11 protein-coding genes, 1 tRNA gene and 1 pseudogene are annotated in these 12,840 nt (G+C 75.7%); 9 read left to right on the top strand and 4 right to left on the bottom strand.

The features are described 5' to 3' along the window. The first annotated feature begins 89 nt into the window (after positions 1-89). From fdh to C8054_RS17270, 9 genes are all read left to right on the top strand, one after another. Positions 90-3,416, top strand: a complete 3,327-nt coding sequence (gene fdh / locus C8054_RS17235) for a formate dehydrogenase (protein WP_233219684.1) — start codon at positions 90-92, stop codon at positions 3,414-3,416. Next, positions 3,409-4,455: a 4Fe-4S dicluster domain-containing protein gene (locus C8054_RS17240; protein ID WP_107157826.1), complete on the top strand. Its 1,047-nt coding sequence runs from the start codon at positions 3,409-3,411 to the stop codon at positions 4,453-4,455. The genes fdh and C8054_RS17240 overlap by 8 nt, the downstream gene beginning before the upstream one ends. Continuing rightward, positions 4,452-5,606: an NrfD/PsrC family molybdoenzyme membrane anchor subunit gene (gene nrfD / locus C8054_RS17245; RefSeq protein WP_199199804.1), complete on the top strand. Its 1,155-nt coding sequence runs from the start codon at positions 4,452-4,454 to the stop codon at positions 5,604-5,606. The genes C8054_RS17240 and nrfD overlap by 4 nt, the downstream gene beginning before the upstream one ends. 45 nt (positions 5,607-5,651) lie before the next feature. Next, positions 5,652-5,747 (top strand) — tRNA-Sec (locus C8054_RS32060). Positions 5,748-5,770: 23 nt separating this feature from the next. Then, positions 5,771-7,063 carry an L-seryl-tRNA(Sec) selenium transferase gene (gene selA / locus C8054_RS17250; RefSeq protein WP_107157827.1) on the top strand — a complete coding sequence of 431 codons (1,293 nt, stop codon included), beginning with the start codon at positions 5,771-5,773 and terminating at the stop codon, positions 7,061-7,063. A 3-nt stretch (positions 7,064-7,066) separates the two neighbouring features. Then, positions 7,067-8,830, top strand: coding sequence for a selenocysteine-specific translation elongation factor (gene selB / locus C8054_RS17255; RefSeq protein WP_107157828.1), 1,764 nt, complete (start codon positions 7,067-7,069; stop codon positions 8,828-8,830). Positions 8,831-8,860: 30 nt separating this feature from the next. Then, positions 8,861-9,670 (top strand): hypothetical protein, encoded by an 810-nt coding sequence (locus C8054_RS17260; protein WP_107157829.1) that lies wholly within the window; start codon positions 8,861-8,863, stop codon positions 9,668-9,670. Between the two features lie 45 nt (positions 9,671-9,715). After that, positions 9,716-9,913, top strand: coding sequence for a hypothetical protein (locus C8054_RS17265; protein ID WP_107157830.1), 198 nt, complete (start codon positions 9,716-9,718; stop codon positions 9,911-9,913). Positions 9,914-9,979: 66 nt separating this feature from the next. Then, entirely contained in the window at positions 9,980-10,165 is a 186-nt protein-coding gene (locus C8054_RS17270) for a hypothetical protein (RefSeq protein ID WP_107157906.1), read from the top strand. Between the two features lie 9 nt (positions 10,166-10,174). Here C8054_RS17270 and C8054_RS17275 read toward each other — a convergent pair whose 3' ends face one another. The 4 genes and pseudogenes from C8054_RS17275 to C8054_RS17295 all read right to left on the bottom strand — a co-directional run bounded on the left by C8054_RS17275 (position 10,175) and on the right by C8054_RS17295 (position 12,826). Continuing rightward, positions 10,175-10,831 (bottom strand): hypothetical protein, encoded by a 657-nt coding sequence (locus tag C8054_RS17275; protein WP_107157831.1) that lies wholly within the window; start codon positions 10,829-10,831, stop codon positions 10,175-10,177. 349 nt (positions 10,832-11,180) lie between these two features. After that, positions 11,181-11,636 (bottom strand): annotated as a pseudogene (locus C8054_RS17285) (hypothetical protein); the annotation flags it as partial. After that, positions 11,633-11,842, bottom strand: a complete 210-nt coding sequence (locus C8054_RS17290; protein WP_107157833.1) for a phosphatidylethanolamine-binding protein — start codon at positions 11,840-11,842, stop codon at positions 11,633-11,635. The gene C8054_RS17290 and the pseudogene C8054_RS17285, both read right to left, overlap by 4 nt. 102 nt (positions 11,843-11,944) lie before the next feature. Continuing rightward, on the bottom strand, positions 11,945-12,826 hold the full coding sequence (locus C8054_RS17295) for a universal stress protein (RefSeq protein ID WP_107157907.1): 882 nt from the start codon (positions 12,824-12,826) through the stop codon (positions 11,945-11,947). Positions 12,827-12,840 lie beyond the last annotated feature (14 nt).

The following is a 12,840-nucleotide window of genomic DNA, read 5'->3' on the forward strand; positions in this document are numbered from 1 at the left end:
CGCTGTTTTTCGCTCGACTCGCGGGCACCGTTCGGCTGGCCTAGTGTGCAAGGGGTCAGCCGATCTTCGCGCGTGGAGGGGGTGCCCGGATGGGTCTGAAGACATTCATCCAGGGGTGGCCGGTCTACCGGCAACTCACCGGCACCGACCCGCTGGGGCGCGGCGCCGCCGCCCAGTCGGCGCGTTCCGCCGGGCTGACCGCCCGCACCGAGACCGCCGACGGCGTGGCCCGCTCGGTCTGCCCCTACTGCGCGGTCGGCTGCGGTCAGCGCGTCTTCCACTCCGAGGGCCGGGTCACCCAGATCGAGGGCGACCCGGACAGCCCGATCTCCCGTGGCCGGCTCTGCCCGAAAGGTTCCGCCAGCAAGAGCCTGGTGACCAGCCCGCTGCGCCAGACCAAGGTCCGCTACCGCCGGCCGTACGCGACCGACTGGGAGGACCTGGACCTCGACGTCGCGCTCGACATGATCGCCGACCGGATCCTCGCCGCGCGCGAGGAGACCTGGGAGGACGTCGACGACGAGGGGCGCCCGCTGAACCGGACGCTCGGCATCTCCAGCCTGGGCGGCGCGACGCTGGACAACGAGGAGAACTACCTCATCAAGAAGCTGTTCACGGCGATGGGGGCGCTCCAGATCGAGAACCAGGCGCGGATTTGACACTCCGCCACCGTCCCCGGTCTGGGGACCAGCTTCGGTCGCGGCGGCGCGACGGACTTCCAGCAGGACCTCGCCAACGCTGACGTCATCGTCATCCAGGGCTCGAACATGGCCGAGGCCCACCCGGTGGGCTTCCAGTGGGTGATGGAGGCAAAGAAGCGCGGCGCGAAGGTCTTCCACGTGGACCCGCGGTTCACCCGCACCAGCGCGCTCGCCGACACGTACCTGCCGATCCGGGCGGGCACCGACATCGCGCTGCTCGGCGGCGTGGTGCGGTACATCCTGGACAACGAGCTGGACTTCCGGGAGTACGTCCTGGCGTACACCAACGCGGCGACCATCGTCAGCGAGCAGTTCGCCGACACCGAGGACCTGGACGGGCTCTTCTCCGGCTACAACCCGGAGACCGGCTCCTACGACCACGCCAGCTGGCAGTACGAGGGGCACGAGGGCAACACGAAGATCCGGGGCACCGGCAAGGAACGTGACTCGGCCTCCGGGCTGGAGCACGAGTCGCACGGCGAGCCGGTGCCGGCGCAGACCCAGCGGGACGAGACGTTGCGGCACCCGCGCTGCGTCTACCAGATCCTCAAGCGGCACTTCGCCCGCTACACGCCGGAGATGGTGGCCCGGGTCTGCGGCATTCCGGAGGAGAAGTTCCTGGAGCTGGCCCGCGCCTGGACGGAGAACTCCGGCCGGGAGCGCACCGGCGCCCTGGTCTACTCGGTCGGCTGGACGCAGCACAGCGTCGGCGTGCAGTACATCCGCACCGGGTCGATCATCCAGACGCTGCTGGGCAACATGGGCCGGCCGGGCGGCGGCATCCTGGCGCTGCGCGGGCACGCCAGCATCCAGGGCTCCACCGACATCCCGACGTTGTTCAACCTGCTGCCCGGCTACCTGCCGATGCCGCACCACGCCGACCACCCGACGTTCGACAAGTGGGTGGACAGCATCCGGCACCCCGGCCAGAAGGGTTTCTGGGGCAACTCGGGCGCGTTCGCGGCCAGCCTCCTCAAGGCGTACTGGGGTGACGCGGCGACCCCGGAGAACGACTTCGGCTACGGCTGGCTGCCCCGGATGACCGGCGACCACGGGACGTACCAGCAGGTCCTGAACATGATCGACGGCAAGGTGAAGGGATACTTCCTGCTCGGCCAGAACCCGGCGGTCGGCTCCGCGCACGGCCGGGCCCAGCGCCTCGGCATGGCCAACCTCGACTGGCTGGTGGTCCGCGACCTGTTCCTGATCGAGAGCGCCACGTTCTGGAAGAACAGCCCGGAGATCGCCACCGGGGAGATCGTGCCCCAGGAGTGCCGCACCGAGGTGTTCTTCCTGCCGGCGGCCTCGCACGTGGAGAAGGAGGGTACCTTCACCCAGACCCAGCGGCTGTTGCAGTGGCGGGAGAAGGCCGTCAACCCGCCCGGCGACGCCCGCTCCGAGCTGTGGTTCTTCTACCACCTCGGCCGGGTGCTGCGGGAGAAGCTGGCCGGCTCCACCACGCCCCGGGACCGGGCGCTGCTGGACCTGACCTGGGACTATCCGACGCACGGGCCGCACGCCGAGCCGAGCGCCGAGGCGGTGCTCAAGGAGATCAACGGCTACGACGTCGCGACCGGCCGCCCGCTGAACGCGTTCGCCGAGGCGAAGGACGACGGCTCCACCGCGATCGGCTGCTGGATCTACACCGGCGTCTACGCCGACGGGGTGAACCAGGCGGCCCGCCGCAAATCCCGGCACGAGCAGGACTGGGTGGCCGCCGAGTGGGGCTGGGCCTGGCCGGCGAACCGCCGCACGCTCTACAACCGCGCGTCCGCCGACCCGGAGGGCCGGCCGTGGAGCGACCGCAAGAAGTACGTCTGGTGGGATCCGGACGCCGGCGAGTGGACCGGCTACGACGTGCCGGACTTCGAGAAGACCAAGCCGCCGTCGTACCGGCCGCCGGACGACGCCTCCGGCCCGGAGGCGCTCGCCGGTGACGACCCGTTCGTCATGCAGGGCGACGGCAAGGCCTGGCTGTACGCGCCGAGCGGCGTGCTCGACGGCCCGCTGCCGACGCACTACGAGCCGGCCGAGTCGCCGATGCGCAACCCGCTCTACGGGCAGCAGGCCAACCCGACCCGCAAGATCTACGAGCACCCGGTGAACCGGATCAACCCGAGCCCGCCGGAGCCGCACAGCGAGGTCTTCCCGTACGTGTTCACGGTCAGCCGGCTCACCGAGCACCACACGGCCGGCGGGATGAGCCGGACGGTGCCGCGCCTGGCCGAGCTGCAACCGGAGATGTTCGTGGAGGTGTCCCCGGAACTGGCCGCCGAGGTCGGGCTGGCGCATCTCGGCTGGGCCCACCTGATCAGCGGGCGGGCCGCCATCGAGGCGCGGGTGCTGGTCACCGACCGGCTCACCCCGCTGCGGGTGGACGGGCGGATCATCCACCAGGTGTGGCTGCCCTACCACTTCGGCAGCGAGGGCCTGGTCACCGGCGACTCGGCGAACGACCTGTTCGGCATCACGCTGGACCCGAACGTGCTCATCCAGGAGAGCAAGATCGGCACGTGCGACATCCGGCCGGGCCGGCGGCCCACCGGGCCGGCGTTGCTCGACTTGGTCGGCGACTACCAGCGCCGGGCCGGGATGACCGTGGACCGGAAGGTGCCGATCGTGACCACCGACGTGTTGGGCGGCGAGAACGCGGCCGGCAGCACCGACGAGCAGACGCCCGAGGCCGCGGCGTGCGACGGAGAAGACCATGCCTGACGCCAACAGCCTGTACGGACCGCTCGACCCGGCCCCGGACGCCGGGTGGACGCAGGCGCCGCCCCGGATGGGCTTCTTCACCGACACCAGCGTCTGCATCGGCTGCAAGGCCTGCGAGGTCGCCTGCAAGGAATGGAACGGCGTCCCGGACGGGGGTTTCGACCTGCTCGGCATGTCGTACGACAACACCGGCGCGTTGACCGCGAACTCGTGGCGGCACGTGGCGTTCATCGAGCAGCCCCGCCCGGCGGGGCAGCGGACGCCGCCGTTCGCGGGCGACCCGACCGGCCCGACGACAGGCAGCCCGGCGTCGGCGTCGGTGGGCGCCGGCACGACCACCGACACCGGCACGAGCCCGGGACTGCCGCCGGGGCGCGGCGAGCCGGCGGCGCGGATGGCGGCCGGCCCGGAGTTCCTCGGCATGCCCGGGGCGCAGCCACCGGGGCGGGGCACCGGCGCGGAGAGCCGCACCGACTTCCGCTGGCTGATGATGTCCGACGTGTGCAAGCACTGCACGCACGCGGCCTGCCTGGACGTCTGCCCGACCGGTTCGCTGTTCCGCACCGAGTTCGGCACCGTCGTGGTGCAGGAGGACATCTGCAACGGCTGCGGGTACTGCATCTCGGCCTGCCCGTACGGCGTGATCGACCAGCGCAAGGACGACGGCCGGGCGTGGAAGTGCACGCTCTGCTACGACCGGCTGGGCGCCGGCATGACGCCGGCCTGCGCGCAGGCGTGCCCCACCGAGTCCATCCAGTACGGCCCGCTCGACGAGCTGCGGGACCGGGCCGCCCAGCGGGTCGCCACGCTGCACGAGCGCGGCGTGCCGGAGGCCCGGCTCTACGGCCACGACCCGACCGACGGGGTGGGCGGCGACGGCGCGTTCTTCCTGCTGCTCGACGAGCCCGAGGTGTACGGGCTGCCGCCGGACCCGGTGGTCACCACCCGGGACCTGCCGAGGATGTGGAAGCGTGCCGGCCTGGCCGCGTTGGCCATGGCGGCGGCCACCGTCGCCGCGTTCGTCGGAGGATCGTCGTGAGCCCGGACCGTCCGGTGGGTGCCCTGTTCCGCCGCTTCCGCGACCGTCTGGCCGCCGACGGCGGCGTGCCGGCGGAGAGCGGCAGCCGGGCCACCGGTGTCGGCCCCGGCCGCACCGACAGCGGCGCCCACGAGGCCCGGCTGGCCCCGCATCCGCCCCGCGACACCGCGCCCACCACCGGCCGCCGACGGCGCGGCGGCAAGGGCGGAGGCGAACAACTCAACGTCCCCCCGGCGGAGTTCACCTCCTACTACGGCCGGCCGGTGCTCAAACCGCCGGTGTGGAAGTGGGACATCGCCGCGTACCTGTTCACCGGTGGGCTCGCCGCCGGCTCCTCGATGCTGGCCGCCGGTGGGCAGCTCACCGGCCGGCCGGCGCTGCGCCGCGCCGGCCGGGTCACGTCGCTGGCGGCGGTGAGCGCCAGCGCGTACTTCCTCATCAACGACCTGGGCCGGCCCAGCCGCTTCCACCACATGCTGCGGGTGGCGAAGGTGACCTCGCCGATGTCGGTGGGCACCTGGATCCTCAGCGCGTTCGGCCCGGCCGCCGGGCTGGCCGCGATCGCCGAGGTCGCGCCCCGGCTGCCGGAACGCGGGCTGCTCGGGCTGGGTCGTCGGCTGCTGCCCCCGACCGGGCACGCGGCCGGCCTCGTCGCCGCCGTCACCGCGCCGGCGCTGGCCACGTACACCGGGGTGCTGCTGGCCGACACGGCGGTGCCGTCGTGGCACGAGGCGTACCCGGAACTGCCGGTCATCTTCGCGGGCAGCGCGCTGGCCAGCGGCGCCGGCGTCGGGCTGCTGGCCGCGCCGCCCGGGCAGGCCGGCCCGGCGCGGCGGATGGCGGTCGCCGGCGCGGCGCTGGAACTGTGGGGCGCGCACCGGGTGGAGAACCGGCTCGGCCTGCTCAGCGAGCCCTACGCCGACGGCACGCCCGGGAAGCTGCTGCGCGCCGGCCGCGCGCTCACCGCCGCCGGGGTGGCCGGCGCGCTGGTCGGCCGCCGCAGCCGGCTGCTCTCCGCCGCCTCCGGCGGCGCGCTGCTCTCCGCCGCCGTCTGCACCCGCTTCGGCATCTTCCACGGCGGCGTCGCCTCGGCGCGGGACCCGAAGTACACGGTGGTCCCGCAGCGCGAGCGCGCCGCCCGGCGGGCCTGACACCTCGCCGGGCGGCCGACGGGCCGCTGTGGTTGACTGCTGCGTGGAGGCGTTCAGGCGGCTGGTGCCCCTCCCGGTCTTCAAAACCGGTGTGGTCCGGGACCCGGGCCAGGCGGGTTCGATTCCCGTCCGTCTCCGCCACACCGTCCCCGGGGGAGCGTGCGATGCGTGAGGTGGACCCGCGTCGGCGGGTGCCGCGCACCGACGCGTTGCTCGCCGACCCGGCGCTGACAGCCGCCGCCGGCACGGTCGGCCGCGACCGGGTCAAGGCCGCGATCGTCGCCGCCCAGCACCGCGCCCGCCGCGGCGAGATCCCCCCCGATCAGGTACGCGACGCCGCGCTTGCCGACCTGCCCGGGCGTACGCCCCGGCCGGTGCTGAACGCCACCGGCGTGGTGCTGCACACCAACCTGGGTCGGGCCCCGCTCGCCCCGGCCGCCGTGGACGCGCTGGTCGCCGCCGCCGGGCACACCGACGTGGAACTCGACCTGGCCACCGGCCGGCGGGCCCGGCGCGGCCGGGAGGCGCTGGACGCGCTCGCCGCCGCCGTGCCCGACGCCGCCGCCGTGCACGTGGTCAACAATGGCGCCGCCGCGCTGGTGCTGGCCGCCACCGCGCTCGCCGCCGACCGGGAGATCGTGGTCAGCCGCGGCGAGCTGGTCGAGATCGGCGACGGGTTCCGCCTGCCCGACCTGCTGGCCAGCACCGGAGCCCGGCTGCGCGAGGTGGGCACCACCAACCGCACCAGCCGGGCCGACTACGCCGCCGCGATCGGCCCGCGCACCGGCTTCGTGCTCAAGGTCCACCCGTCGAACTTCGTGGTCACCGGCTTCACCTCGGCGGTGTCGGTGGGGGAGCTGGCCACCCTCGGCGTGCCGGTGGTCGCCGACATCGGCTCCGGCCTGCTCCGGCCGGACCCGCTGCTGCCCGACGAGCCGGACGCCGCGACCACACTGCGCGCCGGCGCCCACCTGGTCACCGCCAGCGGCGACAAGCTGCTCGGTGGGCCGCAGGCCGGCCTGCTGCTCGGCGCCGCGGACCTGGTGGAGCGGCTGCGCCGGCACCCCCTCGCCCGCGCGTTGCGGGTGGACAAGCTCACCCTCGCCGCGCTCGCCGCCACGCTGCACGCGCCGGCCACCCCCACCGGGGAGGCGCTGCACGCCGACGCGGGCCGGCTGCGTGCCCGCACCGAACGGCTGCGTGACCGGCTCGGCGCCGACGGGTGCAAGGCCGAGGTGGTGCCGGTCGCCGCGGTCGTCGGCGGGGGCGGCGCGCCCGGGGTGGAGCTGGACTCGTGGGCGCTGAGCCTGCCCGAGCGCTACGCCGTGCCGCTGCGCACCGGCGACCCGGCGGTCCTCGGCCGGGTGCTGCACGGCCGGCTCCTGCTGGACCTGCGCGCCGTGCCGGTCGGCGACGACGACCGCGTGCACGCCGCGATCCTGCGCGTGGCGGGCTGACCCGTGTGGGTGGTGGCCACCGCCGGGCACGTCGACCACGGCAAGTCGACGCTGGTGCGGGCGCTGACCGGGATGGAACCGGACCGCTGGGCGGAGGAACGCCGCCGCGGCATGACCATCGACCTCGGCTTCGCCTGGACCACGTTGCCCTCCGGCGGCACGCTGGCGTTCGTCGACGTGCCCGGGCACGAACGGTTCGTGCCGAACATGCTGGCCGGCGTCGGCCCGGTGCCGGCCGCGCTGATCGTGGTCGGCGCCGACGAGGGCTGGATGCCGCAGTCCGCCGAGCACCTGGCCGCGCTGGACGCGCTGGACGTGTCGTACGGGCTGCTGGCGGTGACCCGCGCGGACCTGGCCGATCCGGGGCCGGCGACGGCGCGGGCCCGGGCGGAGATCGCCGCGACCTCGCTCGGCGAGGTGGAGGCGGTGGCCGTCTCGGCGGTCACCGGCGCCGGCCTGCCCGAGCTGCGCGCCGCGCTGGACCGGCTGGTCGCCCGGCTGCCCGATCCGGCCCACGACGCCCCGGTCCGGCTCTGGGTGGACCGGTCCTTCACGGTGCGCGGCAGCGGCACGGTGGTCACCGGCACGCTCGGCGGCGGTCGGCTACGCGTCGGCGACGAACTCGAACTCGCCGCCACCGGCGAGCCGGTACGGGTACGCGGCCTGCACTCGCTGGGCGTCGCGCGGTCGGACATCGACGCGGTGGCGCGGGTGGCGGTGAACCTGCGCGGCCTGCCCCGGGACCGGGTGGGGCGCGGCGACGCGCTGCTGCGCCCCGGCCGGTTCGGCCGCACCGACCTGCTCGACGTGCGGCTGGCCGGCGACCCGGCCGCCGACCTGCCGCCCACCCTCACGCTGCACGTCGGTTCCGCGGCGGTGCCCGCCCGGGTCCGGCCGCTGGGCCCGGACACGGTCCGGTTGCGCCTGGCCCGCCCGCTGCCGCTGCTGATCGGTGACCGGGCGCTGCTGCGCGACCCGGGCCGGCACCACGTGGCCGGCGGCGTGACGGTGCTGGACGTGGATCCGCCGCCACTGCGTCGCCGGGGCGCGGCGGCTGCCCGCGCCGCCGTGCTGGCCGGGCTGGACGGGCGACCCGACCCGGCCGGTGAGCTGCGCCGGCGGCGGCTGGTCCGGGCCGGGCAGCTCACCCGGATGGGCGTGCCGCCGGCCGCCGCACCGGTGGCCGGCGACTGGCTGGCCGACCCCGACCACTGGCGCGACCTGGGCCGCCGGCTCACCGAGGAGGTCGCCCGGTACGCCGCCGCGCATCCGCTCGCCGCCGGCGTGCCGGTCGACGCGCTGCGCCACCGCCTCGGCCTGCCCGACCGGGCGCTGGTGACCGCGCTGCTGCGCCCGCCGCTGCGACTGCACGCCGGCCTGGTCACCGGCGCCCCGGCCGGGACGCTGCCCGACCCGGTCGCCCGCGCGGTGGCGACGGTGCGCGCCGAGTACGGCGACCGGCCGTTCCAGGCGCCCGAGGCGCACCACCTCGCCGGCCTCGGCCTGGGCCCGAAGGAGATCGGCGCGGCGGTACGGGCCGGGGCGCTGGTGCGGCTGGCCGAGAACGTGGTGCTGCTGCCCGGCGCGCCGGACGAGGCGGCGCGGGTCCTGGCCGGCCTGCCGCAGCCGTTCACGCTCAGCGCCGCCCGGCAGGCGCTGGGCACCACCCGTCGGGTGGCGGTGCCGCTGCTGGAGCTGCTGGACCATCGCGGTCTCACCCGCCGGCTGCCCGACGACGCGCGCGAGGTGGTCCGCCCGCCGGGCTGAACGGTTGCGCGTCGGTGGCAGGCTGGCCGCATGATCGACGTGCGTCGCGCCATGCGGGCCGACCGGGCGTGGCCGAATCGGGTGGTTCCGCTGGCGGTGCTGGTCTGCTGGCTGGTCTGGGCGGCGCTCGCCTGGTGGTCGGCCCCGCGCTCGGTCGACGCCGCCGAGTTGGAACGGGACCTCGCCGCCGGCCGGGTGCTGACGATCGCGCGTGCCGACGGATGGGACGACACCGGCCCTTGGGCCCGCCGCCCGGAACCCCGGTACGCCCAGGGCGGCTCGACGGTGGTCTGGACCCGCCCCGACGGCCAGTTCCGCTACACCTACGTGCCCGCGCCGGTCCCGAACGGCGGCTTTGCCGAGGACGACCCGGCCACCGGCCCGGGGAGCGACGACGCCGACCCCGCCCCGGCGAGCGCCGCCCCGACCGGTGTCGACGACGCCGACCGGTGGCCGGGCCGGGACGCCGACCCGCTCGCCGATCCGCGGGCCCGGGACGCCACCACCCACGGCGGCGACACCCGCGCCGACACGATCGCGAACACGGCCGCGCTGTTCGCCCTGGCGATCGGCGTCGGCTGGCTGCTCATGCTGATCGCCGGCCCGCCACCGGTGCGCGGGACACGCTGGTACTGGTTCTGGATCGGGTTGCTGCCGTTCGGCCTCGGCGTGCTCGCCTGGGCGTACCGGGAACGCTGGCGCGCGGACGTGCCGGCCGCCCGGGACCGCCGCACCGGCTGGGCCGGGCTGGGCTGGTGGCTCCTCGGCGGTATCGCGGTGTCGATCGCGGTGGCGGCGCTGCGCATGCTGCTCGGCGGATACGTGGTGCCGGGCGGGTGAGCCAACCGGCGACGCCGGCCAGGCCCGGTCACCTACCGTGACGCCATGGACCCTTCCGCGGTCTGGCGGGACAAGAACCACAGGTGGCGGATCGAGGCGTACCGGGCCCCGGACCTGCGGTTCGCCATCTTCGCCACGAACGGCACCACCGAGTCGGCGCCGCTGTGGCTGTTCGGGATGGCCGCGTTGGCCCGCTGGCTGATGACCCACGCCGTCTCCCTCGACGACCTGGAGACGGACTGACCCGGACGGGGGACAACCGGTGCGAACCGGCCCTCCGTGCCGGTCGGTGGCCGTACCGTCCGGGGCGTGAAGGACCGAGGCATGCGGACGTTCGTCACCGTCCTCGCCGGACTGGCCGTGATCTACTTCGGCGCCACCGGGCACCGCGCGAGCGGCGGGGAGGGCGGTGGCATCTCCGGCGGCGTGGTGCTGCTCGCCCTGCTCGCCTCGCTGCTGGCCTGGCATCTGACCCGGCCCGGCCCGGCCAAGTAGCCCGCCGGCTCAGCGGGCCGCCGCGGCGGAGCGGCTCACCTCACCGGCCGACTCCTCGCCGAGCGCCACCCGCACCAGCGCCGACGCCAGTCGCCCGAAGTCGGCCTCCCCGACCAACCCGACGAGGCTGCCCGGATTCGCCGGCAGACCCAGCCGCCGCGCCCCGGCCAGGGTGCGGCGGTCCGCGTACGGGCGCACGTCGGGCCAGACCGCCTGCGCCTCCCGCAGGAAGATGTCCGCCCCGGTCGGGCCGATGCCGGGGAACTCGGTCAGGAACCGGCGCAGCACCGCACGGTCCGCGCCGGCCTCCCGGTGCAACCGCCGCAGGTCGCCGTGCCACCGGTCCAGGCACAGCCGGGCCCCGGTGCCGAGCATGGTGGCGGTCCGCTCGTCGTAGCGCCGGTAGTGGCCCCGGCCCAACGCGTCGACCCGGTCCTGCCAGCTCGCCGCCTCCATCGCCTGCGGGGTCCGCCAGCCGGCGGCGAACAGCTCCCGGGCGGCGGCGACCGCCACGCTCGCCCGGATCCGGGTGCTCAGCAGCGTGGTGAGCACCAGCAACTGGTAGAGCGGACCGGGCCGGTCCGCGAGCGTGATCCCGGCCTCTTCCGCGTACGTGCGGGACTGCCGGTCCAGCAGGGCCCGCGCCACGTTCCGATCGTCCGGCATTCCACCGGCTTACCCGCCCGGGGCCGGCCCAGACCCGTCGGCGGCATCGGAATGCGCCGCTCGGCGGCGGGTACCCGGACGACGTGCGTGGTCGACGGCCGCGCGCTCCCACCGGGAAGGGAGAGACCTGTGGTCAAGCCCCAGCAGGAGGAGCTGCGCCGGAACGATCTCGGCGCGACCAGCCAGGACAGCCGGAAGTCCGCCGTCACCGGCGGCGACCGCTCGCGGGGCGGGGGCACGTCCAACGCCGACGCCGGTCGCCGGGTGCCGAAGGGACAGGTGTCGCCGTACGGCCCCGCCGGCGAACCGGTGGCGGAGGACGCCAGCGACCGCTAACCGCGCGGCACGACGGCCGCAGCCTCCGCCAGGTGGCTGCGGCCGCCAGCCCGTACGCCAGGTGCGGCACCAGGTCCGACGCCCAGTCGACGCGTCGCCAGGTGCGCGGGTCGGTCACGCCGAGCAGCGTCATCGAGCTGTCCGAGGTGGCCATCACGCCGCCACCGAGCAGCGTCACCGCCACCGGCAGCGGCACCCGGCGGCGCGCGGCGAGCACGCCGAACACGGCGCCGGCGGCGATGCCGGTGGCGTACCCGAGCACCGGCCCGAGGCCGGCGCGGCGGTTCGCCGCCTCCTCGGCCGGCCCGAGGTCGACGTGCGCCACGTCGGCGAGGCGACCGGCGGTGGTCTCCGGCGTGGTGCTGGCCGGACGGGCCCGCAGCGTCATGTCGAGGTAGCTGACCACGTTGAGCACGGCGCTGCCGACGGCGCCCGCGATGGCGCCGTCGACCAGGGGCGCCGCTCTCACTTCGGGTCGCCCGGTTCGCGTTCGCCCTTGGGCCCGTAGGTCCGTTCGCCCCGGACGACGCCGCGCTGACCCCGGTCGTCCTGCAGGATCCGGTTGGCCACCCGGTTCGCCTCCTGGTCGGCGGCCCGCCCGGACTGCTCGACGCGGTCGCGCAACCGCGCCCGCTGCTTGTCGTACGCGTTGCTGCCCGGCCGTGGTCCTGGCATCGCTGCCTCCTCCGGTCGCTGTCGCTGTCGGCTCCGTCTACCCGCCCCGGCCGCCGCCAACCGTGGGCCGGACACCGCCGCGTCCGTCGCCTGGCCCGGCGCTCACTCGGGGGCGCGGACCACCGCCACCGGGCAGTCGGCGCGGTGCAGCAGGGCCTGGCTCACCGAGCCGAGCAGCAGCCCGGTCAGCTCGCCGCGACCCCGCCGGCCCACCACGACCAGCTGGGCGTCGCGGGCGGCCGCGACCAGCGCCGCGACCGGCCGGGCGTGCGTCACCTCGCGGGTCACCGGCACGTCCGGCCAGCGTTCCGCGACGCCGGCCAGCGACTCGGCCAGCACCCGGTCCTCCTCGCCGCGGAGCCGGTCCTCGTCGTGCACCAGGGGCTGCATGTCGCCGGGCCCGGTCGAGGCCGGGTGGGTGTAGGCGTGCACCGCGTGCAGCCGGGCCCCGCGCGAGGACGCGGTGCCGGCGGCGAACTCGACGGCGGCGCGCGACAGCGGGGAGCCGTCCACGCCGACCACCACCGGGCCGGCCTCGCGGGCCGTCCCGCGGGCGATCAGCACCGGGCAGTCGGCGTACGAGGCGACCTGCACCGCGACGGAGCCGAGCACCAGCGCGGCGAAACCGCCGAGGCCCCGGTCGCCGAGCACGACCAGGGCGGCGCTGGGGGACTCGCCGAGCAGCACGGCGGCGGCCTCCCCGTCGATGATCTCGCCGGTGATCCGCAGCCCGGGGCACTCCGCCTCGGCCGTCGCGACCGCGTCGCCGACCAGTTGTTCGGCCTGGTGGCGCAGGCCGGCGCCGGGCGGCGCCTGCGCGGGCGCCGACACCGGCACCCGCAGCAGCGGCCAGATGAAGCCGTGCACCAGCCGCAGCGGACGGTTGCGGCGAGCGGCCTCCCGGGCGGCCAGCCGCACGGCCCGCGTGGCCGACTCGGAGCCGTCCACGCCGACCACCACCGCCGCGCCGTTCGCCGAGTTCACCGGTACCTCCTCGC

The sequence above is a fragment of the Micromonospora sp. RP3T genome (assembly GCF_003027925.1).
In the GTDB taxonomy this organism is placed as follows: Bacteria; Actinomycetota; Actinomycetes; order Mycobacteriales; family Micromonosporaceae; genus Micromonospora.

Excerpts from the sequence above, each read along its gene's own strand:
- C8054_RS17240 (WP_107157826.1), top strand. The coding sequence starts at position 3,409 with ATGCCTGACGCCAACAGCCTGTACGGACCGCTCGACCCGGCCCCGGAC.
- selA (WP_107157827.1), top strand. The coding sequence starts at position 5,771 with ATGCGTGAGGTGGACCCGCGTCGGCGGGTGCCGCGCACCGACGCGTTG.
- C8054_RS17260 (WP_107157829.1), top strand. The coding sequence starts at position 8,861 with ATGATCGACGTGCGTCGCGCCATGCGGGCCGACCGGGCGTGGCCGAAT.
- C8054_RS17265 (WP_107157830.1), top strand. The coding sequence starts at position 9,716 with ATGGACCCTTCCGCGGTCTGGCGGGACAAGAACCACAGGTGGCGGATC.
- C8054_RS17275 (WP_107157831.1), bottom strand. The coding sequence starts at position 10,831 with ATGCCGGACGATCGGAACGTGGCGCGGGCCCTGCTGGACCGGCAGTCC.
- C8054_RS17290 (WP_107157833.1), bottom strand. The coding sequence starts at position 11,842 with ATGCCAGGACCACGGCCGGGCAGCAACGCGTACGACAAGCAGCGGGCG.